We start from the raw sequence: 25195 nt of genomic DNA on the forward strand, positions 1-25195 counted from the left end.
TGCTCAGTCCAGCGAGATGTTGGCCTTGGCCGCCACGGTCTTCCAGCGGGTGATCTCGGACTGGGTGTGCTTGCCCAGCGCCGCGGCGGTGTATTGCTCAGGCGGCAGCATCTGGATTGCCTGTGCGGTCATCTTGCCGGTGAAGGCCTTGTCGCTCATCACCTTCAGGTAGGCCTGCTGCATCTTGTCGACCACGGCCTGCGGCGTGCCCCTGGGCGCGTAGATGCCGTACCACGTGCTGGCTTCAAAGCCGGGCAGCCCCGACTCCGCCAGCGTCGGCACATCCTTGAGCTGCGCCACGCGGGTGGCCGAGGTCACCGCCAGTGGCCGCACCTTGGACTCGGTGATCTGCGGCAGCGCGGTATTGGTCTGGTCGAACATGCCATCCACCTGCCCGCCGATCACGTCGATCAGCGCGGGGCCGGCGCCCTTGTACGGCACCAGCGACACCTGCATACCCGCCGACGCGGCGAACAGCGTCGCCACCAGGTGCGAGGTGGAGCCCATGCCGGCGTTGCTGATATTGAGCTTGCCCGGGTTCTTCTTGCCGTACTCGACCAGCGCGCGCACGTCCTTGGCGGGATGGTCCTTGCGCACCATCAGTACCATCGGCGTATCCGGGAAGCGGAACACCGGCGCAAAATCCTTGACCGGGTCGTAGGGCAGCTTCTTGTACAGCGCGGGGGCCGCGCCCATGTAGCCCATGTGCCCCACCAGCATGGTGTAGCCGTCAGCCGGCGCGCGCGCCGCCTTGGCCGCGCCGACAGTGCCGCCGGCGCCCGGCGAGTTTTCGATGATGATCGACTGGCCGACCTCGCGCGAGACGCGCTCGGCAATGGTGCGCGCCAGCGCGTCGGTCGGTCCGCCCGCTGCGAACGGGACGATCCAGGTGATCGGCTTGGTCGGCCAGGCCTGGGCCAACGCCGGGGTAGCGGCCGCCGCCGTGGCGATGGCCAGTGCCGCGCACGCGGCCAGCTTGCTGATGGGGTTCATGGGGTTTGTCTCCTGTGTCGGTGTTCTTGTGATGGCAGATCGCCTGTGCCTTGTTCAGCGGCATGCCGGGCGACTGGTCTGCGGTTTCAGGCTGCGGATTGCTTGGAAAGGGCAATGGCGCGGTCGACCATCTGCGGCGCGAGGCCCAGGTAGTTGGCCGGATCGGTCATGCGGTCGATGGTGGCGCGGTCGAAGTGTTGGGTGACCTCGGGCAGCGCGGCGAGCGCGTCGGCCAGCGTTCCGCCGTGTTCGTTGACGGTGCGGCAGGCGTCGTAGACTACGTCGTGCGCCTGCTGGCGGCCGATATGGGGGGCCATGCCCATCATCACGGCCTCGGCCACGATCAGGCCCTTGGAGATGCCCAGGTTGTGCTTCATGCGGGCTTCATCGACGATCAGGCCGCCCAGCGCGAACCTGGCCTGGTGCAGCGCGCCGGCGCTCAGGATGAAGCTCTCGGGGATGGCGATCCATTCCGCATGCCAGGGGCCGGTGGCGCGTTCGAAGTCCTGCACCATCGCGTCGACCATCAGGCCGGCGTGCTGGCGCACCGCCTTGGAGGCCGCCAGCATCAGCTCGCTGGAGATCGGGTTGCGCTTCTGCGGCATGGTGCTGCTGGCGCCACGGCCCTTGACGAAGGGCTCGTAGACCTCGGCGAACTCGGTCGACGCCATGATCATGATGTCGAGCGCGATCTTGCCGAGCGAGCCGGTGATTAGTGCGAGCAGGTTCACTGCCTCGGCAAAGCCGTCGCGCGCCACGTGCCAGGTGGTTGCGGGAACGCCCAGGCCCAGTTCTTCAGCCAGGGCTTCCTGCACGACGAAGCCTTTGTTGTCGCCTTGTCCGCCCAGCGACGCCAGCGTGCCCGCGGCGCCGGCGAATTCGACCACGGCCACGCGGGGGCGCAGTTCTGCCAGGCGCTGCTGGTGGCGGTCGAACATGGCCAGCCAGATCGCCACCTTGTAGCCGAAGGTCACCGGCAGCGCCTGCTGCAGGTGGGTTCGGCCCGCCATCGGGGTGTCGCGGTGCTTCACCGCCAGGTCGGCCAGGATGCCGCGCAGTTCGCGGATATCGGCGTCGATGCTGTCGAGCGCGTCGCGCACCTGCAGCGCGACCGCGGTGTCCATGATGTCTTGCGTGGTGGCGCCCCAGTGCACGTAGCGTCCGGCCTCGCCGCACATCGCTACCAGCTGGTGCACCAGCGGCAGGATCGGATAGCCGACAATGTCGGTCTCCTCGCGCATGTGGTCGAAGTCGATGCGCTCCAGGCGCGATTCGCGGGCGATGACCTCGGCTGCTTCCGCCGGGATCACGCCGACCCTGGCCTCGGCCCTGGCGAGCCCGACCTCGACGTCGATATAGCGCTGGATCAGCGCCACATCGGAGAAGATCTGGCGCATCTTGGCGGTGCCAAAGGCATCGCGGAACAGGATGGAATCAACGACGGTGCTGGCGGTGGGGGCAGAGAACAGGGTCATGGTGCTACCTTGAGGGGAAAGGGGCAGTCCGGTAATATGTTCGAACATATCCACATTAAATATGTTCGAACATATTTAGAAAATGAGGGTTAACCCGCGTTCAATGGTTGTGACGCGGCAGGCGGTCATGAATAAATCCAATCCAGCAGAGATCAGCAGGCAACTTATCGAGGGGATCACCACCGGCCGCTACGCGGTCGGGTCGCTGCTGCCCACCGAATTCGAGCTGTGCGAGCAGTACCAGGCCAGCCGCTACACCATCCGTGCGGTGCTGCAGGAGTTGCAGCAGCTGGGACTGGTGTCGCGGCGCAAGAACGTGGGCACGCGGGTGGAATCGGCCAGGCCGCGGCCGGTGTTCCGGCCGTCGCTGGCGTCGGTGGATGACCTGGTGCAGTTCGGCGCGGAGCACCTGCGCGTGGTGCAGTCGGTCGAGGAGGTTGCCGTGCCGGCCGACGTCGCGGCGGAAATCGGCTGCGCGCCCGGTGCGCGTTGGCTGCGCATCTCTAGCCTGCGCATGGATGGCGGCAAGGACGGCACGCCGATGGCGTGGACCGATGTCTACGTGGATCCTGCCTATGCGGAGATCGGCGAGATGGTGCGGGAGTCGCCCGACACGCTGGTCAGCACGCTGATCGAGTCACGCTATGACCGGCAGATTGCAGAGATCTACCAGGATGTGCGCGCGGTTGCGGTCAGCGACCGGCGCGTTGCTGACGCGCTCAGGCTGGACCCTGGCGCCGCGGCGCTGAAGATCGTGCGGCGCTATATGGATGCGGCCGGCGAGACGTTCGAAGTCTCGGTGACGGTGCATCCCGCGGACAGCTTTTCGGTATCGATGCGCTTGCAGCGCTCGGCCGGCTAATCAGGCCGCGGTTGCTGGGGCGCGGCCGGCAAATGCCGCCTACGGAGTGCGCGCCGCAGGTCTCGTGTCGCGCACCGTGGTCGGGGCGGGGTACACGTCGTCGCTGGGCGCAATCGGTTGACGGGGCGGTGGCGGTGTCGCCGCGGTATCCCGCGGGACTCCCTCGCATCCCGCCAGGGCCGCGGACAGAAGGGCGATGAGGGAGCACACAGCCAAGCCGCAACGGAAGGCGTGACCGGCGCGGGAGAAGAGCGTGCGGTGCTGCATAAGCGGGCCCCAGTGGCAATGGTGATTGTAGCTTAGCCTACTGGCGCACAAAGAAGCGTCCCTTGAATGCGTGGTTCAAGCCTGACGTCCCCCCTATCCACCCGACAGTTGAATTTTGGGCCGCGACGGCAAACTCGCAACAAGCCGGGGCAGTGTGTAACGAATCTATAGGTAGTGGCGTATGCGCCATATTAGAGCCGGTGCAAGCAGGTAGAATCGCGCCTTCCGTGGCAATTGCAGCATTCCTATAACAATGAGCCCTCGTCCGTCGCGCCTGCCTTGCATCGACGCCCTGAAAGCGGTCAGCTCCCAGTTGATCGTGCTCCATCACCTGGCCTTCTATGGCCCGATGTCCGATACCGCGTATCGGCTGGCCCCGGGGCTGGTGGACTGGCTGTACGACTACGCCCGCATCGCTGTGCAGGTCTTCCTAGTGATCAGCGGCTTTCTCGCCGCGCGCAGCCTGGCGCCGCATGGCCGGCTGGAGATCCGCCAGCATCCGCTGCTGGTGCTGTGGCGGCGCTACCAGAAGCTGGTGGTGCCCTTTGCCGCGGCGCTGCTGCTCAGCATTGCCGGTGCCGCCCTGGCGCGCCATTGGATGGTGCACGACTCGATCCCCGCGCCGCCCGGCCTGCTGCAGTTCCTGGCGCACGTGACGCTGCTGCATAACGTGCTCGATGTCGATGCGCTCTCGGCCGGGGTCTGGTACGTGGCTATCGACCTGCAGCTGTTTGCGCTGCTGCTGGGCGCGCTGTGGGCCGCGCGCGCCGTGGCGGGCGGGAAAGCGCCGGCGGGTGCCGGGGCCAGCATCGGCATCGTGGCGCTGGTGGCGGTGGCGTCGCTGTTCTGGTTCAACCGCGATGCCGCGTGGGATATCTGGGCCGTGTACTTCTTCGGCGCCTATGGCATGGGGGCGCTGGCCTACTGGGCGTCCAACCCCGGCCGCCCGGTGTTGCCGCTGCTGCTTATCGGCGCGGTCGCGCTGGCGGCGCTGGCGGTGGATTTCCGGCTGCGCATCGCGGTGGCGCTTGCCACTGCGCTGCTGCTGGCGGTGGCGCGCCGCGGCGGCTGGCTGGAGCGCTGGCCGCGGGCGCGCGTGGTCGGCTTCTTCGGGCGCATTTCCTATTCGGTGTTCCTGGTTCACTTTCCGGTTTGCCTGCTGGTCAACGCGCTGGTGTCGAACCTGGCGCCGGGCCAGCCGGTGCTGAACGCGCTCGGCATGGTTGCCGCGTGGGGGCTCAGCAATGTGGCCGGCGTGCTGTTTTATCGCTACATCGAAAGCGCCCAGCTGCTGGCGGCGCTGCGTGCGCTGCTGGGCAACGGCCGCGACCCCGCCGGCCGGCAAAGCGTGTAATGCTTGCAGGCACTGCCGCGCAGCGGCGGCACGGTTTGCCCCGGACGGCGCCGTGCCCGCATGGCCGTGCGCGCCTTTTGTTGGTGCGTATGCACCCGCGATGTCCCGCCGCCGGCACGCGATGCGTGCATGCCGCCAGCGCGGACTTGCGTTCGGCGCCACACACATTGCCGCAACACTCGCGTAAACGGGCATTGGGCGATGGCACAAAGGTTGCCTAGTATGGAATCGTAAACCTGACCATTTGGTCAGGATTCCATCGGGAACCGAGGGTGCCATGTCCGACCATATCGTCCTCACCTCACACGCACGCCGCGACAAGCCGGCCGAGCCCATCCACTGGGGCGCCCCCACGGCGGCCGAGCGCGGGCCGGTCATCGCCAGCCTGGCGAATCCGGCACAGCGCAATGTGATCGGCACTCATGCTGGCGCCTACGCCATCTACCGGGCCCTGGCGGTTGCCGCGGGCGCTTTGCAGCGCGACCATCGCACCGACCTGACCGATACCGCGCCGGCGGAAGCCATTGGGCCGCATCCGCAATGGGGCGACCCGGAGAAAATTGTCTCGCTGGATCCCTGGGGCCACCTGGTTTCCACCGTCTTTGCCGACCGCATCGCGGCCGGCGTGGATATTCGCCCGACCATCGCCGTCACCCGTGCGCATATCAACATGCCGGAGCTGGTGTCGGCCATTGCGGCCGGCCGGCTCAAGCCCGACGGCGACATCCTCCATGCCAATGGCGACGTGCGGGTGACCAAGGCGGCGGTCGACCCGGTGTGGTACCTACCCGGGCTGGCGGCCCGTTTCGGCATCAAGGAAAGCGTGCTGCGCCGCAGCCTGTTCGAGCAGACCGGCGGCATGTTCCCGGAACTGGTGACGCGGCCGGACCTGAAGGTGTTCCTTCCGCCCATCGGCGGCATGACGCTGTACTTCTTCGGCGACGTCAGCCAGCTGGGCAAGCCCGAGACCCGCGTGGCGTGCCGCGTGCACGATGAATGCAACGGATCGGATGTGTTCGGGTCAGACATCTGTACCTGCCGGCCGTATCTGGCACATGGCATCGAGGTGTGCATCGAGATGGCGCAGCAGGGCGGTGTCGGGCTGGTGGTCTACAACCGCAAGGAGGGCCGCGCGCTGGGCGAGGTGACCAAGTTCCTGGTCTACAACGCCCGCAAGCGGCAGGTGGGCGGCGACCGTGCCGAGACTTACTTTGCCCGCACCGAATGCGTGGCAGGCGTGCAGGACATGCGTTTCCAGGAGTTGATGCCGGATGTGTTCCATTGGCTGGGCATCCGCCGCATCGACCGCTGGGCGTCGATGAGCAACATGAAGCATGGCGCGCTGGTGGCGCAGGGCATCGAGGTGGTCGAGCAGGTGGCCATCCCCGAGGCCCTGATCCCCGCCGATGCCCGTGTCGAGATCGATGCCAAGGTGGCCGCCGGCTACTTTACGCACTACACGCCGCCGGATGCGAACGAACTGGCCCTGGCAAAGGGCAGGGGGTTGAACGAATGACGATGTTTCCCGAGGATGGCAAGCCCGGCATGGACCGCCAGGGCACAGGTAACGAGATGCGGCCGGGTGCCGGCTGGCTGAGCCCGGTGCCGGAAGGGCATCCCGCCTCGGCGCTGCTGTGTGCCGAGGCGGTGCGCACGCATTGCGCGGCGGTCACCGAACACGTGGCCAGCGGCGCGTCCGAGCTTTTCACCTGGCATCCGGACCGCGTGCATGCAATTGCCGACTATGTCGCCAGCACCATCCGCCAGCGCTATCCGGACCTGCAGGTGCCGTACCACAGCCGCTGGCGCCATTTTGAAAGTGGCGCCGTCGACCAGCGCGCGGACCGCTGGCAGGTGTTGTGCGAGCGTGCCGCGCTGAGCGGGCCAGAGCACCGCGAGGAGCGCGCCCGCATCGGCATCGACCTGGTCATTCCAAGCGTACTGCTGGATGCCGGCGCCGGCCCGGACTGGCGTTACCGCGATCCGGCCAGCGACCTGGTGCTGACGCGCTCGGAAGGGCTGGGCGTGGCCAGCTTCGTCCTGTTCGCGCGCGGCGGCTTCTCGGCCGCGCCGGGCGATCCGCTGCGCGCGGACGCCGAGCGGCTGCAGCGCATCGATGCCGACAGCATCGCCCACGCCTTCCAGGTCGCGCAGCACAACCCGCTGGTGGGGCTGGAAGGCCGCGCCGGCCTGCTGCGCCGCCTGGGCGAGGTGATGGAGGCGACTCCGGCGCTGTTCGGCCGGCCGGCGCGGCTGGGCAACCTCTACGACTACCTGAAGGCGCATGCGGTCAACGGGCAGCTCGACGCCGGCTTCCTGCTGCGCACGCTGCTGGTCGGCCTGGGGCCGGTATGGCCGGGGCGGATCATTGTCGAAGGCGTTTCGCTGGGCGACTGCTGGCGGCATCCGGCCGCGCCGGGCGGGCTGGTACCGTTCCACAAGCTCACGCAATGGCTGACCTATTCACTGCTGGAGCCGCTGGAAGACGCCGGCCTGACCGTGACCGGGCTGGACGCGCTGACGGGCCTGCCCGAATACCGCAACGGCGGCCTGCTCTACGACTTCGAGCTGATGGTGCCGCGCGACCCCGGTTTTGCCGCCGTGCCGCATGCGGTGGATGAGCCCGTGATCGTCGAATGGCGCGCGCTGACAGTGACCGGCCTGGACCTGGTGGCCGACGGCGTGCGCCAGGCGCTTGGCTTGCAGGAAGAAAATTTCCCGCTGGCGCGCGTGCTGGAAGGCGGCACCTGGGCGGCGGGGCGCCGCATTGCCGCCAAGCGGCGCCCGGGTGGCGCGCCGCCGTTCGCCATCATCAGCGACGGCACCGTGTTCTGAGCACGTCGGCCGCCAGGCGGCCGACGTTGCTGGCAGGCATTGCATGTGAAACGTGGCATCAGGAGCGTCACCATGAACGACATGTCCGCTGTTCCCGCTGTTGACCCACTCGATGCCGATGCTGCCGGCCTGCCCGGCGTGCTGGTCGTCGACCACCCGCTGGTGCAGCACAAGGTCACCCTGGTGCGCAGCGAGGAGACCACCACCGACAACTTCCGCCGGCTGGTGCGCGAAATCAGCCAGTTGCTGACCTACGAAGCCACGCGCGACCTGGCCATGGAGACCGTCGCCATCCGCACGCCGATCGCGCCGATGCAGTCGCGGGTGCTGTCCGGCAAGAAGCTGTGCCTGGTGTCGATCCTGCGCGCGGGCAACGGCTTTATCGACGGCATGCTGGAACTGCTGCCGGCGGCGCGCGTCGGGCATATCGGCCTGTACCGCGACCCCGAGACGCTGGAGCCGATCGAGTACTACTTCAAGATGCCGGAAGACATCCAGGAGCGCATGGTGATCGTGGTGGACCCGATGCTAGCCACCGGCAACTCGGCCATCGCCGCGCTGAACCGCCTGAAAGAGGCCGGCGTCACCACCATGAAGTACGTGTGCCTGATCGCCTCGCGCCCCGGGCTGCGCGCGCTGCGTGCAGCGCACCCTGAGGTCGGCATCGTCACCGCGGCCATCGACGACACGCTCAACGAGCACGGGTATATCGTGCCCGGGCTGGGCGACGCCGGCGACCGCCTCTACGGCACGCGCTGATGGACGCGCCCGCCAGCGCCACGGCGCGGCGCCCGCTACCCGCGTGCGATGCCCCGGGCGGGCGCATCCGGCAGGAGAACCAGGCCATGATCCTGCACGCGGCCGAGCATGTCTTCGCGCGCGCGGGCTTTGCCGGCGCCACCATGGCCGAGATCGCAATGCGCGCCGGCGTGCCAAAGTCCAACCTGCATTACTACTTCCGCACCAAGCAGGCGCTGTACCGCGCCGTGCTGGCGCATACGCTGCAGCTGTGGCTGTCGGAGACCGATATCATCCGCGCCGAGCTGCCGCCGCAGGTGGCGCTGGAACAATACATCCGCGCCAAGATGCGGCTGTCGGCCAGTCATCCGGATGCATCGCGCGTATTTGCCAATGAACTGCTGCACGGCGCGCATGAGATCGGCGAGGTCCTGCGGCAGGTGCTGCGCGAGCTGGTGTCGCGCAAGGCGGCGGTGGTGCAGCAGTGGATCGACCGCGGCCAGATGGCGCCGGTCGACCCGCAGCACCTGTTCTTCACGATCTGGGCGGCCACGCAGACCTATGCGGATTTCGAGTCGCAGGTATGCGCGGTGCTCGGCGTCAGCCAGCTGAAGCAGCAGGACTATGCGCAGGCCACCGAGCACCTGGTGGCGCTGCTGCTGCGCGGCTGCGGACTCGAGCCCGAGCCTGCGGCGCCCGACCGGCGCGTATGACGCCTGGACCCGCCCACCGTGGCGCCCGAGCCGGCGCCGTGAGAACATCGCCGTGCCTGCTGCCTGAGAGACCCCCATGCTCGACCTGATCCTGCGGCATTGCAACCTGCCCGACGGGCGCACCGACATCGATATCGGCATTGCCGCAGGCCGCATCGCCGCGGTTGAGCCGGCACTGGCTGCACGCGCCGCCGAGGAGATCGATGCGGCCGGCCAGTTGGTGACGCCGCCGTTCGTCGATGCGCACTTCCATATGGACGCCACGCTGTCGTACGGTCTGCCGCGCGTGAACCAGTCGGGCACGCTGCTCGAAGGCATTGCGCTGTGGGGCGAGCTCAAGCCGATGCTGACGCAGGAAGCGCTGGTCGAGCGCGCACTGGCCTATTGCGACTGGGCGGTGGCGCGCGGGCTGCTGGCGATCCGCTCGCATGTGGACGTGTGTGATCCGCGGCTGCTGGCGGTGGAGGCGCTGCTGCACGTGCGCGAGCGCGTGCGTCCTTACCTGGACCTGCAGCTGGTGGCGTTCCCGCAGGACGGGGTGCTGCGCGCGCCCGGCGCGCTGGACAACCTGAAGCGCGCGCTGGACATGGGCGTCGACGTGGTCGGCGGCATCCCGCATTTCGAGCGCACCATGGCGCAGGGCGCCGAATCGGTCCGGCTGCTGTGCGAACTGGCGGCGGACCGCGGCCTGCGCGTCGACATGCATTGCGACGAGAGCGACGACCCGCTGTCGCGCCATATCGAGACGCTGGCCAGCGAGTCCGTCCGGCTCGGCCTGCAGGGCAGGGTGGCGGGCTCGCACCTGACTTCGATGCATTCCATGGACAACTACTACGTGTCCAAGCTGATCCCGCTGATGCGCGAGGCCGGCGTGGCGGCGATCGCCAATCCGCTGATCAACATCACGCTGCAGGGGCGGCACGATACCTATCCGCGGCGCCGCGGCATGACGCGCGTGCCGGAGTTGCTGGAGGCCGGCGTGCGGGTGGCGTTCGGCCACGATTGCGTGATGGATCCGTGGTACAGCCTCGGCTCCGGCGACATGCTGGAAGTGGCGCACATGGGGCTGCACGTTGCGCAGATGACCGGGCAGGAGGCCATGCGCGCCTGCTTTGCCGCGGTGACCGCCACGCCCGCGCAGATCCTGGGGCTGGACGGCTACGGCGTGGCGCCTGGCTGCCGCGCCGACCTGGTGCTGCTGCAGGCGCGCGACCCGGTGGAGGCGATCCGCCTGCGCGCCACGCGCCTGCGGGTACTGCGTGCCGGCAAGTCCATCGCCAGCACGCCCCCGGCGATGGCCACGCTGGACCTGCCTGGCCGGCCGGCGCAGGTGGACTTCCTGCGGCACGGCGGCGGGCAATAGGGAGCACAAATTTTTTGCGCCAAGGAGTTGACAGTCCCTGTCGGGCTCGGCATAATTTCGTTCTTCGCATCGCGGCAGCAATGCAGCGAAACGAAGCCCAGATGGCGGAATTGGTAGACGCACTAGGTTCAGGTCCTAGCGGTGGCAACACTGTGGAGGTTCGAGTCCTCTTCTGGGCACCAATATTTAGAAAGGCTCGCGCAAGCGAGCCTTTCTTCGTTTCAGCCGGCGTAGGTGACCGAGTCCTTGCCGGGCACCGGCCTCGGATATCTGGAAGAAACCCGCAGCGATGCGGGTTTTTTTCGTCCATCGTTTCCGTGCTGGTTCCGGGGTCGGCCTGGTTCAGCCGGTTGCTACCCCTTCCTCGCGCTGTGCCTCGCGAACGCAGTTGCGCCCTTCGGCCTTGGCGCGGTACATGGCAGCGTCGGCCGCGCCGAATAGCCGCTGCCAGTGGCGCTCGCCGCCGCGTCCGATGGCCACGCCGAAGCTGGCGGTGACGCGCAGCTGGGTGGTGCTGGACAGGTAGACCGGGCGGGATGCGACTTCCGCGCGCAGGGTCTCGGCCAGCGCGGCGGCCTCGCCCGGCCTGCCGTGCGGCAGCAGCAGCGCGAACTCCTCACCGCCGAAGCGTGCCAGCACGCCTTCGGGCGGCACCAGCGCGCGCATCATCGCAGCGAGGTCGCGCAGCACTTGGTCGCCGGCGGCATGGCCGTGGCGGTCGTTGATCTGCTTGAAGCGGTCCACGTCGATCAGCACCAGGCTGGCGCTGTCGTGTGCCGCGTACTGCGCGGCCACCAGCTCCAGCGCGCGCCGGTTCAGCAGCCCGGTCAGGCTGTCGGTGCGCGCCTGGTGTTCCAGTTGCGCGGTCAGCGAGGCGCGCTCGCGCAGCTTGCGGCGCAGGATCTCGATGGCATCGAACAGGCGCCGCATCTCCGCCGCGGGCCTGGTGGACGCCGCTGGCGCAGCGTAGTGCGGGTGGCCGCGCGCCTCGGCCAGGCCGATCACTTCGTCGCCGGCTTGCAGCAGCGGCAGGAACACCGAGCGCTGCGTGAACACCAGCACGTATCCCAGCACGGCAAGGATCAGCGCCGACGTGCCGCACGCGGCCGTCAGCTCGCGCAGCGCCTGTGCGCGCGTTGCGGTGAAATGCGCGACCACCTCATCCAGGAATACGCTGCGCAGCCGCTCCAGCGGCTCCAGCGTGCGCACATAGCGGTTGGTCAGCTCCGTCGGCGTCATCGAGTAATGGCCCGACACGCGGCCCTGCGCAACCAGGCTGTCGATCATGGCCAGGCCCTGGCCGAAGAACTGGTGGCTGGCGTCGGCGTATGCCTGCTCCAGCGCGGGCACGGCGCCGAACATGTTGTACGCCGGCCCTGCCAGCTGCCATAGCTCAAGCAGCCGGCCGCGCGAGCGCGTGGCATCCACCAGGCTCTGCACCGGCATCGGCTGGCGCGCCGCCACGGGCGCCATGATTTGCGAGGCGATGCGCCCGCCATACTCGCGCAGGTCGCCCAGCATCCTGCCTGTCAGGGCCGGCGCCGCCAGGCCGTCGTCGCAGGCGGAGAGCTCGCGCACCTGCCAGGCGAGGGCCGGCTGCAGCGCGTCCACGACCTCGAACATGCTTTCGATGGCGTGTCGGATCTCGTCCATGTCACGGTCCTGGCGCGGGCGCCCGGCGAGATCGTCGATCTCGGCCCGCGCCCGCGCCAGGCGTTCGCGCACGCGCTCGACCATCAGCGGCGGCAGGTGGTGGTGGTGCAGGCCGAAGGGTGCCGGCGGCGGCGCGGCCAAGCGCGCCAGCGCGGCGTCGCTGCGGGCGCGGAAGGTTTGCAGGCGTTCGCGCGCGGCGGTGTGGGGCGAGGGTGGCTCTCCCAGCACGCTGTTGGCCGGTCCGCGTTCAGCGGACAGCACGTTGGCGGCGTCCAGCAACTCGCGGTACGCCGAGATGTCGTACAGGTTCTGCCGGGCCGAGGTGAAGTCGCCATACGAGCGGGCCATCACCAGCGCGGCGAGCACCAGGGTGCAGAGCCCGCCGACCGCCGTGGCGATCGCCAGCTTGCGCTTCAGGCTGCGGCTGCGCCCGGCTGGCGGCGCCATGCCCCCGGGCTCGGACTCACGCCGGCGCGCACGTCGCCACAAGGCCATAAGGTTTGCTCCCGGCGGCAGCATGCCGGGCTATGTCTGCAAGATTTGTCATGACCGCCATTATTGACGAAAAGGCGCAGCGGCCAGGCCAAATTTGCTGGCCGACAGCGTCGCGCGGGGCGCGCGCGGCCGAACACTCCCGGCTAACGCTGGCAGGGCATTTGACCTATGCTCAAACTCATCGGGCAGGCACATATAACGTCCGAAGGTGGTTGCCATGACTACGGTCTTGTCATCGAGAGAAAGGGAGGCGGGGACTTGCCCCGGGTGGCACGCACGTGCTGCGCACCCCGGCATGGTCCTGCATCACCTGCAGTACAGCGTCATCCTGGCCATGCTGATGTGTGCACTGGCCCATGCAGAGGACGCCGTTCCGGAAAACCATGGCGTCTCCGGCTGGGACCAGCCGCTGCAGACGCAACCCGGGCAGGCCGTCATGGCCGACGTGCCTGATCTGCTGGTTGCCGACACAGCTTCTCCTGCCTGGTCCGCCACGCCCGCCGAGCCCGTCACCGTCGAGTATGCCGCGCTGTCGCCGTCGTCCCCATCCGCGTTAACGCTTGCCACCGGCGCCGGGCCCGATGACGATGCTCCCGGTCTCGCCGCGGTGGACCGTGAAACCGCCGCCATGGAGCGCCCGCGCCGGGTGTCGCTGCACCTGGACGACATCACCACCGCAGGCGGTTTTACCGACAGCCGCATGCGCACCATGGCGCTGGCGGTCGATGCCGTGGTGCCGCGCGCAGGCGGGCTGACCATCCAGCCGCGCTTGCAGCTGGCCTACCAGCCTGGCACGTCTCCCGTCTCCGGCATGCCGATGGAAGCCATGCCCGGCGATGCCAGCGCCGCCGGTATCGGCGTGCGCCTGTACGGCGCGCAGCCGACGCGGCTGGCCGGCATCTATCCCTTCGTCGAGGCAGACTGGTGGCAGGACAGCCGCAAGCAGGTCATCAACATCAACGGCACCAAGATCGATGCCGACCTGCTGCGCGGGCTGTTCTCCTTCAACATCGGCGCGCATGGCAATACGTCGACCGGCATGAAGCTATGGTTCAAGGTGAGGGCAGGGCGCAACCCGGGCGGAACGGTCGGGGCGCGCTATCGGTGGTAGGGGTGGTAACAGGGAGGGCGGCGCCAAATGCGAGCGCCGCAATGAAAAAAGGGCTTCCGGAAACGGAAGCCCTTTTTCTTTCTGCATAGGTGGCGCGGCTGGCAGGATTCGAACCCACGACCCCTTGGTTCGTAGCCAAGTACTCTATCCAACTGAGCTACAGCCGCACACGAGAGGCGCCATTGTAGCGCAATTTCTGGTTTGCGCAAGCCCCCCGCCAAAAAACTTCAACTGGCCCCGATGCCCGCGCCAGTGCTACGCCGTGGCTTCCGACCAGACGCCGTCCGCTTCCTGCGCCTTGCCGTCATCGCGCAGCTTGAGCAGGTGCGCCAGCAGCGAGCGCTGCGCAACCGGATGCATGCGCGGCGGCACATCGTCGTAGACGCGCAGGACCAACTCGCTGATCGGTGCCGGACCCAGTTCGCGCAGCGCGGCAGCGACCTTGGCCTCGCGCTGCAGCCGGTGCCGGACCAGGACGCGGATGGCGTCCTGCGGCCGCGCGATCAGGAAGCCATGCCCCGGCGCCAGCCAGTCGAGGTCTTCGTCCTGCAGCGCGGCGAGCGAGTCTAGGTAGGCGCGCATGTCGCCATCGGGCGGGCCGATGACGACGGTCGAGCCCTGCATCACGTGGTCGCCGGTGAAGAGGGTCTTTTCTTCTTCCAGCAGGTAGCAGAGGTGGTTCGAGGCGTGGCCCGGCGTGTGGCACACGCGCAGGGTGCAGTCCTCGGTGATGGCAAGGCGCTCGCCGTGGTCGAGTTCGCGCTGTGGTTCGAAGGTGGCGTCCTGCCACTGGCCGGCTGGCGCAGCACGCCCGAGCACCGCGGCGCCGGTGGCGGCCTGCAGCGCGGCGGCCGCGGGGGAGTGGTCCTGGTGGGTATGCGTGGCGAGGATCCAGCGGATCGGACCGGGTGCGGCAGCAAGGATGGCGCGCACGTGCTCGGCATCGTCCGGGCCCGGATCGATCACGGCCCATTCATTGCGCGCGCCGCCGCCTACCAGGTAGGTGTTGGTGCCCGGGCCCGTCATCACGTTGCCGTTGTTGGCGGTCACGCGCCAGACGCGCTCGGACAGCCGTACCGGCACGCCCGGTGCCAGCTCATAACGGCCGTGCGTGTTGCCGTCGGGATCGATGCGGCCGATCTCGGCGTAGCACGGCTCGTTGGGCATCACCGGGCGCACGCCGGCCGCGCCGGTGGCCAGCCTCGGCATGATGCAGGCAATGCCGCGCAACTGCGAGTAATAAGCGAAGCAGGTCGCGGCGCTCTCAAACTGTGCGATCGAGCTCAGCGTGCGGCGCGTGACGTGCATCAGCGCCAGGCCGCTGGCCGGATCGGCGGCCTCGCCGGGGCGGATCCAGCGGTGCTCCACGATCTCGGTGCCGTCGGGCACGGCCACCTGGCCTTCGGGGGCGATGGCGACAAAGAAGCGCGTATCGAAACGCTTGGGCAGGCCGGGCGGCGTCAGCCAGTAGCTGTGATAGGCGAGCCGGTCGGCCGCCAGGCGCAGGCCCAGTTGCTCGCAAGCGTGGGCCAGGCCGGGGCCGCCGCGCTGCACCGCCTCGCGCAGCAGCGCCTGCCGGGCGGCGTCGAGCTGGTGCGGCGACTGCAGGCGCCCGTCGCGGTCGCAGGCAAACAGCAGGCCGGCCTCTTCATAGCATTCGCGCAAGGCGGCCAGGTAGAAGTCCAGGCCGCTGGCCGGCAGGCCCAGGCGTTCGCTGGCAACGGCGTCGTCCAGGCCGTGGGCATGCGCGTGCAGGGCCTTGTCCTGCGCGTCGAGCGTGCCGCCGGGGAAAACATAGGCGCCGCTGCTGCGGTCGTTGGCGCGTTCGACGCGGCGTACCAGCAGCACTTCCATGCCGGCCGGCGCATCGCGCACGACGAGCAGGCTGGCGGCGGTGCGCAGCAGGGGGGCAGGGTTGGCAGTGCGGTTGCCGCTTGTCTCTGTGGTTGTCATTGTGTCGGCATCATGGTTGTGCTGGCGGCGCGCACCTGGCCGGAACCTGGGGGCGCTGCCGCGAGCCATAGTTTAGCCGCGTTCAAAGATTCGCTATCGCCGGGGGTTGCCCCGGGCTGCCGGGGCGCGCCGGCTTTGGCTTTTCAGGCCGGAGGCAGTAACCTGATAGCTCCGCTTCACTTTTTGGGATGCCGTTGCCGGCGCCCTGCTTCGGAGGAGGTCCGCGTGATCCGAGCTTCATGCCTGTGCCTGCCGCTGGTGTGCCTGCTGGCCGCCTGCGAAACGCCACCGCAGATGGCACCGCGCCCTGTGCACCCGGCCACCACCCGCATCACCGTCGATCCACAAGCCGCATCCAGGGCCGCGTCCAGGGCCTGCGAGCCGGCCGTGGCGGAAGCCCTCAAGCGCCGCTACCCGCAGCCCGGCAGCGTGATGCTGATGGCCGACCGCGAGCAGTACTACCTGCGTCCCAATGCGCAGACCTCGGTCAATGGGGAGGGTGTGTTCGAGCCTGACGACAGTTCGTCGGCGATCAGCTTCCACTATGCCTGCCTGTACAACGCGCGCACGGGCAAGGTCGACGATGTGCAGATGCGGTATTGATCCTGCCGATCGGCCGCATCGCGGGACACCTGCGCTGAAAATGCCGGGCGGCGAATCCCATAATTGTTGCGCGAAACGGATGTAATCGCGCTTCCCCATTTCCTTGACCTACCAGTCGACCGGCCATTAGCATAGCCCCGCATATTTGCGAAGTTCGCATATAGAACTGTAGTTCTAATGGCGTAACTTTGTCTGGCACTGGAGACAAGGAAACTATGAGCAAGATCGCCGGGTTCTTCACCGAACTCATGCGCCGGTATTTGCCGGATCCCTTTGTATTTGCCATCGGCCTGACCTTGCTGACGATGGCGCTGGCGGTGACGGTGCAAGGGCAGGCAGCCCCGGCCGTGATCGTCAGCTGGGGCAAGGGGTTCTGGAACCTGCTGGCGTTCACCACGCAGATGGCGGTGATCCTGGCGATGGGCTATGTGCTGGCCACCGCGCCGTTCACTGACCGCATGCTCGACCGCATCGTCAGCGCGGTGCACTCGCCGCGCACCGCGGTGATCGTCGCCACGCTGGTGGGCGGCATCGGCAGCTACCTGAACTGGGGCTTCGGGCTGGTGATCGGCGGCATCATCGCCAGGAAGCTGGCGATGAAGGTCCGTGGCGTGCATTACCCGCTGATCATCGCGGCCGCGTACAGCGGCTTCACCCTGTACGGGCTGGGCCTGTCGGCCAGCATCCCGGTGCTGATCTCCACCCCGGGCCACCCGATGGAAAAGCTGATGGGCGTGATCCCGCTGTCTGAAACAATCTTCTCCACGCCGATGCTGTTGACCAGCCTGGCGGTGATCGTCACGCTGCCGCTGCTCAATGCCTGGCTGCATCCGCGCAACCCGGCCGATGTGGTGGAGATCCGCCGCGACCAGGAACCCGCCAAGGCCGAGACCGGCTCGGCCCACAGCATGGGCGGCGAGAACACGCTGGCCGCGCGCCTGAACAACAGCCGCATCCTGAGCCTGGCCATCGGCCTGTGCGGCATGGCCTACGCGGTCATCTACTTCACGCAGGGCGGCTCGCTCGACCTGAACCTGATCAACTTCCTGATCCTGTTCGCGGGCGTGCTGCTGCTGGGCACGCCGGTCAATTACGTGGCCAAGCTGAACGAAGGCATCAAGACCATTTCCGGCATCATCCTGCAGTATCCGTTCTATGCAGGCATCATGGCGATCATGGCCGGCTCGGGGCTGGTGGATACGATCTCGCGCGTGTTCGTGGAGATCGCCACGCCGCAGACGCTGCCGTTCTGGGGGCTGCTCAGCTCGTTCGTGATCAACTTCTTCGCGCCCTCGGGCGGTGGCCACTGGATGATCCAGGGCCCGTTCATGGTCGATGCGGCCAAGGCCATCAACAGCTCGGTCAGCCAGACCTCGATGTCGGTGATGCTTGGCAATGCCTGGAACGACCTGGTGCAGCCGTTCTGGATATTGCCGGCGCTGGCGCTGTCCAAGCTGAACCTGAAGGACGTGATGGGCTACACCGTGATCATGATGTTCTGGGTGGGCCTGATCTACATTGCCGCGCTGCTGCTGTGGGGCGCGCAGATTGCCTGACTTTGACCCGCGGCCAGCGTGCCGCTGACAGGAGGACCGCCATGCCGTACCTGATCGAGACCGTCGACAAGCCCAATCACCAGCATGTGCGCCAGGCCACCCGCGCCAGCCACCTGGATTACCTGGAAGCCAACAAGGCGCTGCTGCTGGCCTGCGGCGCCAAGCTCAACGACGATGGCTCGGACGCCGGCGGCGGCATCTATATCGTCGATGTCGACACCCGCGACGCGGCAAAGCAATTCATCGACGCCGATCCGTTCACCGAGGCGGGCCTGTTTGCCGAGGTGCGCATCGTGCGCTGGCGCAAGGCCTATCTCGACGGCGTGCGCCATCTTTGACGAGGCGGCCCGCGCTGCCTCCATCCCACCGTACCGCCAGACAAGGAGACCCCATGTTGTTCATGGCCGAAATGACCGTCAAGATTCCCGCATCGCTCGATCCGCAGTTGGTCGAGCAGCTCAAGGCCGACGAGAAGGCCATGTCGCAGCGCCTGCAGCGCGAAGGCAAGTGGCGCCACCTGTGGCGCGTGGTCGGCCAGTACGCTAACGTCAGCATCTTCGATGTCGGCGACAACGACGAACTGCACACGCTGCTGACCACGCTGCCGCTGTACCCGTACATGGAGATCAAGGTCACGCCGCTGGCGCAACACGGTTCGGCCATCGCACCGAACTGAGCGCCTGCCACCCAGCCCACTGATCCTGAGCCAAACGCCATGCCATACGCCGACCTCGCCAACGTCCGACTGCATTACCGCCTCGATGGCACCGAGCACCTGCCGGTGCTGGTGCTGTCCAATTCGCTGGGCACCAGCTTCAGCATGTGGGAGCCGCAGGTGGCGGCCTTCAGCCAGCACTTCCGCGTGCTGCGCTATGACACGCGCGGCCATGGCGAGTCGTCGGTGCCGGCGGGTCCGTACAGCATCGCGCAACTCGGCGGCGACGTGATCGCGCTGCTCGATCACCTTGGCATCGGCGAGGCCAGTTTCTGCGGCTTGTCGATGGGTGGCATCACTGGCATGTGGCTGGCCCTGAACCATGGCCCGCGCCTGCAAAAGCTGGTGCTGTGCAATACCGCTGCCTATATCGGCCCGCCGGAGAACTGGACCAACCGCGCCGCGGCGGTCGAGCGCGACGGCGTGGCATCGATCGCGGCCGCGGTGGTCGACAAATGGCTCACCCCGCCGTATGCGGCCGCGCATCCGGGGCTGGTGGCATCGCTGCGCGCCATGCTCGGCGCCAGCCCGGCCGCGGGCTATGCGGCCAACTGCCTGGCCGTGCGCGATGCCGACCTGCGCGCGGAAATCGAAAAGATCACCACGCCGACGCTGGTTATCGCCGGATCGGGCGACCTGCCCACGCCGCCGCGCGATGGCGTGTTCCTGGCGCAGACGATCCCGGGCGCCCACTATGTCGAGCTGGAGGCCGCACATATCTCCAACCTGGAGCAGGCCGAGGCATTCAGCAAGGTGGTGCTGGATTTCCTGACGCGCTGAGGCCTGATAGAGGGAAAAGCTCCCGGCTGCGGCCATCCGTGCGGCTTTCATCATCCCTTATAGTGCCTTATGATTCACCCCTGACCGATGCCGCCGGCGTTCGGTGCGCTTGCCCTCGCTTCCCGACTTCATGGGAATTGACAGGTCACCGGCGTGCGGGACAAGATGCGCACGGAATAGATGCGCCTTCGGGAAGACATGCCGGCAGCCATAGCCGCAACGCCCGAAAAGCCGCAAAAACATTGGGAAAACGGGGTCATGAAGCCTTCCTTTCGTCAACTGGCGAGCGCGGTCACGCTCGCCGTCATGCTGTCCGGTTGTGTGTCAGCGCCGGATCACGGGGCCAGCCCGGTAGTCGCCGAGCAACCGCCGTCCGACCAGGCCATGAAGGCCTTGTCTGCCGAGGTCTTCACCTTCGCCTATCCGATGGTGCTGATGGACGTGACGCGCGAGCTGATGACGCTGCGCACGCCGGTCAATACCTTCAGCCACAAGCGCACCTTCCCGGACGCAAGCTTCACCGATGTGGTCAGCCCCAACGCCGACACGCTGTATTCGTCGGCCTGGCTCGACCTGTCCAGGGAGCCGGTCATCCTGTCGGTGCCCGATACGCAAGGGCGCTACTACCTGATGCCGCTAATGGATGCGTGGACCAATGTGTTCGCGTCGCCCGGCAAGCGCACGACCGGCACCCGCCGCGGCAATTTCGTCATCACCGGGCCTGACTGGCGCGGCACGCTGCCCAAGGGCATGCAGGAGATCCGCTCGCCCACGTCGATGGTCTGGCTGATCGGCCGCACGCAGACCAATGGCAAGCAGGACTTCCCGGCGGTGCACCGGCTGCAGGACCAGTACCGGCTGACGCCGCTGTCGGCCTGGGGTGGCGGGAGGCGCGTGGCCGAGAAGGCTGCGCCGCGGCCCACGGCCATCGACACCGAAAGCTCGCCCGTGGAGCAGGTGGCGGCAATGGATGCACAGGCCTTCTTCACGCGCTTTGCCGCCTTGCTGCCGGCCAATCCGCCGGCGCCCGCCGATGCCGCCATGGTCGACAAGCTCCGCCGCATGGGCATCACCCCCGGGGTGCCGTTCAAGACCACGGTGATGGAGCCCTCCACCGCGCGCGCGGTGCAGGAGGGCGCCACCGCGGCGCTGGCGGCCATCGTGCAGGGCGCGCGCAAGGGCAATGCCGATGCCGGCAACGGCTGGGTCATGCATCGCGACCTGGGCACCTATGGCACCAGCTACGGCCGCCGCGCGGTGACCGCCTGGGTGGGCCTGGGTGCCAATCTGCCCGAGGATGCCATCTACGCCTCCACCCGCACGGATGCCAACGGCAGGCCGCTGCAGGGCGGGGCAAGCTATGTGCTGCATTTCGACAAGGACCAGTTGCCGCCGGCACGCGCGTTCTGGTCGCTGACGCTGTACAACGACCGGCAGGCTTTCATTCCCAACCCGATCCAGCGCTACGCCGTGGGCAGCCGCGACCGCCTGCGCTACAACCGCGACGGCTCGCTCGATATCTATATCCAGCACGAGCGCCCGGCCGGCGCCAAGGCAGCGAACTGGCTGCCGGCGCCGCCCGATGGCCTGAACATGATGCTGCGCGCGTACTGGCCGGAGCAGGTGCTGCTGGACGGCAACTGGATGCCGCCGGCGGTGATGCGCGTGAACTGACGATCCCGCCATCAAGGACAAAGGCCGCATGCCCTCGCAGGCATGCGGCCTTTGTCCTTTTCCTGCCGGCGCAAGGCTCAGAAGTTGTAGCGCACCCCGGCGTAGATGGCCCGCCCGCTGCCTGGACAGAACACCGCGGTATTGGCGCCGCGCCGGCTCAGTGCGCGTGCGTAGCGCAGGCCGTGCACGCGCCGCTGGCGTGGGGCACTGCCGCGGCGGTGGCGGCTGCAGGCTTGCTGACGCGCTTCCATGTCGTTGCGCCCCGCGCCGACAGCTGCGCGCGCAGCGCGCGGGCCGCGCTGACCATATTGGCCAGCGCTGCTTCGGTCTCTTCCCAGCCGCGCGTCTTCAGGCCGCAGTCCGGGTTGACCCACAGCCGCTGCGGCGGCACCACCTCGCAGGCGCGGTCCAGCAGCCGCTCCATGGCCTGCACCGACGGCACCCGTGGCGAGTGGATGTCGTAGACGCCCGGCCCGATCTCGTTCGGGTAGTCGAAGTCGCCGAAGCCTTCCAGCAGTTCCATTGCCGAGCGCGAGGTCTCGATGGTGATCACGTCCGCGTCCATGGCGGCGATGGCGGGCAGGATGTCGTTGAACTCGGCATAGCACATATGGGTGTGGATCTGGGTCTGGTCCTGCACGCCGCTGGCCGACAGCCGGAAGGCGGTGACGGCCCAGTCCAGGTAGGCATCCCAGTCGGCGCGGCGCAGCGGCAGGCCTTCGCGCAGCGCGGGTTCGTCGATCTGGATCACGCGAATGCCGGCCTGCTCCAGGTCGCACACTTCATCGCGGATGGCCAGGGCCAGCTGGCGCGCGGTGGTGGCACGCGGCTGGTCGTCACGCACGAAGGACCACTGCAGCATGGTGATGGGGCCGGTGAGCATGCCCTTCATCGGCCGCTCGGTCAGCGATTGCGCATAGCGGGCGGTATCGACCGTCATCGGCTCGGGCCTGTACACATCGCCGTAGATCACCGGCGGCTTGACGCAGCGCGAGCCATAGCTCTGCACCCAGCCGTTCTCGGTAAAGCCGTAGCCGCACAGCTGCTCGCCGAAGTACTCGACCATGTCGTTGCGCTCGGCTTCGCCGTGCACCAGCACGTCCAGCCCCAGTGCTTCCTGCTTGCGTACGGCCACGGCGATCTCGGCGCGGATGCGCTCCAGGTATTCGAGCGCGCCGATCTCGCCGCGCTTGAAGGCGGCGCGGGTCTGGCGGATGGCGGCGGTCTGCGGGAACGAGCCGATCGTGGTGGTCGGCAACAGCGGCAGCTGCAGCGCCTGGCGCTGGCGCTCGATGCGCTCGGCAAAGGGGCTGGCGCGGTTGGCCATGCCGGCGCTCACGGCTGCCAGCCGCTGCTGCACACGCGGGTTGACCACCCGGCGCGAGGCGCGGCGCGAGGCCTGCGCGGCGTCGGATGCTGCCAGCGCTTCGGCGACGGCGGCGTCGCCCTCGTTCAACGCGCGGGCCAGCACGGACAGTTCGTCGAGCTTTTCGGTGGCGAAGGCGAGCCACGACTTCAGCTCGGCATCGAGGCGCACTTCATGCGCGAGCGACACCGGCACATGCAGCAGCGAGCACGACGGTGCCAGCCACAGGCGCTCGCCCAGCGCGGCCTGCACCGGGCGCAGGGTGTCCAGCACCCGGCGCAAGTCGGTGCCCCAGATATTGCGGCCGTCGATCACGCCCAGCGACAGCACGGCGTGCGCGGGCAGCGCGGCCTGCCACGTTGCCAGCTGTTCCGGCGCCCGCACCAGGTCGATATGGAAGCCATCGACCGGCAGCGCAGCGGCGCGCTGCGCATGGTCGGCGGCGGTGTCGAAATAGGTGGCCAGCAGCAGCTTGGGGCCGGCTTCGCGCAAGGCAGCGTAGGCGGTGTCGAACGCGTCGAGCCAGGCCGGCTCCAGGTCCAGGCACAGCGCCGGCTCGTCGATCTGCACCCATTCGATGCCGCGCGCCTTGAGCTGGCCAAGGATGCGGCGATAGCCCTGCAGCAGTTGCGGCAGCAGCGTCAGGCGGTCAAAGCCCGCCACATGGCTCTTGGACAGCCACAGGTAGGTGACCGGCCCGATCAGCACCGGGCGGGCGCGCAGGCCAAGCGCAAGCGCCTCATCGGCTTCCTCGAAGAACCATGCCGGGCCGCCGTCGAACGTGGTCTCGGCGTCCAGTTCCGGGACCAGGTAGTGGTAGTTTGTGTCGAACCACTTGGTCATTTCCATGGCCGGCTGCTCGCGGTTGCCGCGCGCCAGCTCGAAGTACTGCGTCAGCGTGAGCTGGGCCGGATCGAAACCGAAGCGGCGCGGCAGCGCGCCCAGCAGCGCGGTCAGGCTCAGCATCTGGTCGTAATAGGCAAAGTCGCCGGTGGCGACGGTGTCCAGGCCGCGGTCGGCCTGCAGTTGCCAGTGGCGGCGGCGCAGTTGCGCGGCTACGTCGCGCAGCTCGGCTTCGGTGCGGTCGCCGCGCCAGAACGCTTCTTGTGCAAATTTCAGTTCGCGGCGTTCGCCGATGCGGGGAAAGCCGAGGATATGGGTGCGTGCCATGGATGTTGCTCCGGAAGATGTCTGGCGCACAGTGTCGGTTTGCCCGTAAAATGAATCAAGCGACAAGTTTTAAACAACGTATGAATCAGTTTCATATCAAGATGGGCGGGCGGCAGGTTGGGGGCACGACATGATCGAAGTCCGCCATTTGCGTTCGCTGGTGGCGATTGCCGAGTCCGGCAAGCTGGCCACCGCGGCCGAGCGCGTGCATGTCAGCCAGTCAGCGCTATCGCACCAGATCAAGGCGATCGAATCGCACTACGGGCTGCCGCTGTTCGACCGCACGCGCCAGGGGCTGCGCTTCACGCCGGCGGGCGAACGCCTGCTCGCGCTGGCGCGCGAGGTGATGGCCGCGGTCAGCGCGGCCGACCGCGATATCGAACGGCTCAAGGGCGACACCCGCGGCGAGCTGCGCGTGGTGCTGGAATGCCATACCTGCTTTGACTGGCTGATGCCGGTGATGGATGAGTTCCGCCGCCGCTGGCCGGAAGTGGAGGTGGACCTGGTGGCGGGCTTCCACGCCGACCCGATCGCGCTGCTCAGCGACGGCCGCGCCGACATGGTGATCGGCTCGCTGCCGGCGGCCCGGCGCGGGCTGGAGGTGGCGCCGCTGTTCCGCTTCGAGATCCTGGCGGTCATCGCCAATGAACACCGGCTGCGCAACAAGCGCCGCATCGAAGCCGGGGACCTGGCCGGCGAAACGCTGATTACTTATCCAGTGCCGGAGCAGCGCATCGACCTGATCCGCGAGGTGCTGGAGCCTGCCGGTATCCACCTGGAACGGCGCACGGCGGAACTGACGGTGGCGGTGCTGCAGCTGGTAGCCAGCCGCCGCGGCGTGGCGGCGCTGCCCAACTGGGGCGTGAAGAACTACGTTGACCACGACTACGTGCTGGCCAAGCGCATCGGCGCCAGAGGGTTGTGGAGCGAGCTCTACGCCACGGTGCCGGCGGCGATGGCGCGCCGGCCCTATGTGGCGGACTTTGTCTCGATCGTGCGCGATACGTGCGCGGCGCAGCTCGATGGGATCGAGCTGCTGCCGCAGGCTGCTTAGGCCCGGGTCACGCGGACAGGGCCAGGGCCGGCTCGCGGTCGGTGCGGCGCGTGGCGGCGCGCGGCGCAGCCTCTGCCATGGCGTCGCTGTCCGGGTCATCCACGTCGGCAATCAGCAGTTCCACGTCGAAACCATTGTCGAGGCGGCGCAGGAACAGCCACAGCAGGCCGGAATCCTCCGCCGTCAGGGTGGCATGCAGCACGGCCTGCGTGGCGGCGTCGAAGCTGAGTTGCGCCGGCGCCAGGCCGGTACGGCGCGCATTGGCCAGCACCCATTCCATGGCGCCGAACAGGTCGGCGGTATCGAGTCGCAGCGAGAGGCGCAGGGTGGGGAGGGTGGTGGCTGGCATGTGTCGTTTCCGGCAGGTCGTTCGATAGGGTAAATTTACCAGCCGTTGCCCGAAATTGGCTTCTCTATTTTCTCCGATATGGATCATATTGGAGAATAGGTATCCATGTATGGCAG

The 25195-nt window shown here is 67.8% G+C and carries 21 protein-coding genes and 2 tRNA genes; 16 read left to right on the forward strand and 7 right to left on the reverse strand.

Annotated elements, in window-relative coordinates:
• Nucleotides 1-3 precede the first annotated feature (3 nt).
• A complete protein-coding gene (locus AC3WL8_RS06330; protein WP_013953246.1) occupies nucleotides 4-993 on the reverse strand; it encodes a tripartite tricarboxylate transporter substrate binding protein BugD in 990 nt (329 codons plus the stop codon).
• A gap of 86 nt (nucleotides 994-1079) precedes the next feature.
• The gene (locus AC3WL8_RS06335) at nucleotides 1080-2468 is read right to left on the reverse strand and encodes a class-II fumarase/aspartase family protein (RefSeq protein ID WP_153953466.1); all 1389 of its coding nucleotides are present in this window, start codon (nucleotides 2466-2468) and stop codon (nucleotides 1080-1082) included.
• A 127-nt stretch (nucleotides 2469-2595) separates the two neighbouring features.
• On the opposite strand from AC3WL8_RS06335, the gene AC3WL8_RS06340 reads away from it, so the two are divergent.
• The 8 genes from AC3WL8_RS06340 to AC3WL8_RS06375 all read left to right on the forward strand — a co-directional run bounded on the left by AC3WL8_RS06340 (nucleotide 2596) and on the right by AC3WL8_RS06375 (nucleotide 10782).
• Nucleotides 2596-3330, forward strand: coding sequence for a GntR family transcriptional regulator (locus tag AC3WL8_RS06340; RefSeq protein WP_041228907.1), 735 nt, complete (start codon nucleotides 2596-2598; stop codon nucleotides 3328-3330).
• 520 nt (nucleotides 3331-3850) lie between these two features.
• Complete coding sequence (locus tag AC3WL8_RS06345; protein WP_492378018.1) at nucleotides 3851-4951, forward strand: acyltransferase family protein; 1101 nt, start codon at nucleotides 3851-3853, stop codon at nucleotides 4949-4951.
• 277 nt (nucleotides 4952-5228) lie between these two features.
• Nucleotides 5229-6467, forward strand: coding sequence for a GTP cyclohydrolase II (locus tag AC3WL8_RS06350; protein WP_013953242.1), 1239 nt, complete (start codon nucleotides 5229-5231; stop codon nucleotides 6465-6467).
• Nucleotides 6464-7786, forward strand: coding sequence for a URC4/urg3 family protein (locus AC3WL8_RS06355; RefSeq protein WP_013953241.1), 1323 nt, complete (start codon nucleotides 6464-6466; stop codon nucleotides 7784-7786). The genes AC3WL8_RS06350 and AC3WL8_RS06355 overlap by 4 nt, the downstream gene beginning before the upstream one ends.
• A 72-nt stretch (nucleotides 7787-7858) precedes the next feature.
• Nucleotides 7859-8545 carry a uracil phosphoribosyltransferase gene (gene upp, locus AC3WL8_RS06360; RefSeq protein WP_013953240.1) on the forward strand — a complete coding sequence of 229 codons (687 nt, stop codon included), beginning with the start codon at nucleotides 7859-7861 and terminating at the stop codon, nucleotides 8543-8545.
• Entirely contained in the window at nucleotides 8545-9237 is a 693-nt protein-coding gene (locus tag AC3WL8_RS06365; protein WP_013953239.1) for a TetR/AcrR family transcriptional regulator, read from the forward strand. The genes upp and AC3WL8_RS06365 overlap by 1 nt, the downstream gene beginning before the upstream one ends.
• A gap of 76 nt (nucleotides 9238-9313) precedes the next feature.
• The gene (locus AC3WL8_RS06370; protein ID WP_153953467.1) at nucleotides 9314-10600 is read left to right on the forward strand and encodes an amidohydrolase family protein; all 1287 of its coding nucleotides are present in this window, start codon (nucleotides 9314-9316) and stop codon (nucleotides 10598-10600) included.
• A gap of 95 nt (nucleotides 10601-10695) precedes the next feature.
• Nucleotides 10696-10782 (forward strand) — tRNA-Leu (locus AC3WL8_RS06375).
• A gap of 160 nt (nucleotides 10783-10942) precedes the next feature.
• On the opposite strand, the gene AC3WL8_RS06380 is transcribed toward AC3WL8_RS06375, so the two are convergent.
• On the reverse strand, nucleotides 10943-12700 hold the full coding sequence (locus tag AC3WL8_RS06380; protein ID WP_492378019.1) for a GGDEF domain-containing protein: 1758 nt from the start codon (nucleotides 12698-12700) through the stop codon (nucleotides 10943-10945).
• Nucleotides 12701-12965: 265 nt separating this feature from the next.
• Between AC3WL8_RS06380 and AC3WL8_RS06385 the strand changes: the two genes are divergently transcribed.
• Nucleotides 12966-13859, forward strand: coding sequence for a hydrolase (locus tag AC3WL8_RS06385; RefSeq protein ID WP_013953236.1), 894 nt, complete (start codon nucleotides 12966-12968; stop codon nucleotides 13857-13859).
• 90 nt (nucleotides 13860-13949) lie between these two features.
• Here AC3WL8_RS06385 and AC3WL8_RS06390 read toward each other — a convergent pair.
• Both AC3WL8_RS06390 and AC3WL8_RS06395 read right to left on the reverse strand, forming a co-directional pair.
• Nucleotides 13950-14026 (reverse strand) — tRNA-Arg (locus AC3WL8_RS06390).
• A gap of 88 nt (nucleotides 14027-14114) precedes the next feature.
• Nucleotides 14115-15812: an MBL fold metallo-hydrolase gene (locus tag AC3WL8_RS06395; protein WP_041228662.1), complete on the reverse strand. Its 1698-nt coding sequence runs from the start codon at nucleotides 15810-15812 to the stop codon at nucleotides 14115-14117.
• Between the two features lie 225 nt (nucleotides 15813-16037).
• On the opposite strand from AC3WL8_RS06395, the gene AC3WL8_RS06400 reads away from it, so the two are divergent.
• The 6 genes from AC3WL8_RS06400 (at nucleotide 16038) to AC3WL8_RS06425 (ending at nucleotide 21140) form a co-directional block, all read left to right on the forward strand.
• Nucleotides 16038-16415 carry a hypothetical protein gene (locus AC3WL8_RS06400; RefSeq protein ID WP_013953234.1) on the forward strand — a complete coding sequence of 126 codons (378 nt, stop codon included), beginning with the start codon at nucleotides 16038-16040 and terminating at the stop codon, nucleotides 16413-16415.
• 215 nt (nucleotides 16416-16630) lie between these two features.
• Entirely contained in the window at nucleotides 16631-17971 is a 1341-nt protein-coding gene (locus AC3WL8_RS06405) for a short-chain fatty acid transporter (RefSeq protein WP_013953233.1), read from the forward strand.
• A 41-nt stretch (nucleotides 17972-18012) separates the two neighbouring features.
• On the forward strand, nucleotides 18013-18309 hold the full coding sequence (locus AC3WL8_RS06410) for a YciI family protein (protein ID WP_013953232.1): 297 nt from the start codon (nucleotides 18013-18015) through the stop codon (nucleotides 18307-18309).
• Between the two features lie 53 nt (nucleotides 18310-18362).
• A complete protein-coding gene (gene catC / locus AC3WL8_RS06415) occupies nucleotides 18363-18647 on the forward strand; it encodes a muconolactone Delta-isomerase (protein WP_013953231.1) in 285 nt (94 codons plus the stop codon).
• Nucleotides 18648-18686: 39 nt separating this feature from the next.
• A complete protein-coding gene (gene pcaD, locus AC3WL8_RS06420) occupies nucleotides 18687-19466 on the forward strand; it encodes a 3-oxoadipate enol-lactonase (RefSeq protein WP_211981638.1) in 780 nt (259 codons plus the stop codon).
• Between the two features lie 258 nt (nucleotides 19467-19724).
• Nucleotides 19725-21140 (forward strand): DUF1254 domain-containing protein, encoded by a 1416-nt coding sequence (locus AC3WL8_RS06425; protein ID WP_041228661.1) that lies wholly within the window; start codon nucleotides 19725-19727, stop codon nucleotides 21138-21140.
• Nucleotides 21141-21297: 157 nt separating this feature from the next.
• On the opposite strand, the gene metE is transcribed toward AC3WL8_RS06425, so the two are convergent.
• Entirely contained in the window at nucleotides 21298-23676 is a 2379-nt protein-coding gene (gene metE / locus AC3WL8_RS06430) for a 5-methyltetrahydropteroyltriglutamate--homocysteine S-methyltransferase (protein WP_211981636.1), read from the reverse strand.
• A gap of 130 nt (nucleotides 23677-23806) precedes the next feature.
• On the opposite strand from metE, the gene AC3WL8_RS06435 reads away from it, so the two are divergent.
• On the forward strand, nucleotides 23807-24730 hold the full coding sequence (locus AC3WL8_RS06435; RefSeq protein ID WP_013953227.1) for a LysR family transcriptional regulator: 924 nt from the start codon (nucleotides 23807-23809) through the stop codon (nucleotides 24728-24730).
• Between the two features lie 7 nt (nucleotides 24731-24737).
• Here AC3WL8_RS06435 and AC3WL8_RS06440 read toward each other — a convergent pair whose 3' ends face one another.
• Entirely contained in the window at nucleotides 24738-25079 is a 342-nt protein-coding gene (locus AC3WL8_RS06440) for a hypothetical protein (RefSeq protein ID WP_041228660.1), read from the reverse strand.
• Between the last annotated feature and the right edge of the window lie 116 nt (nucleotides 25080-25195).

Source organism: Cupriavidus sp. FW305-F7 (assembly GCF_058782875.1).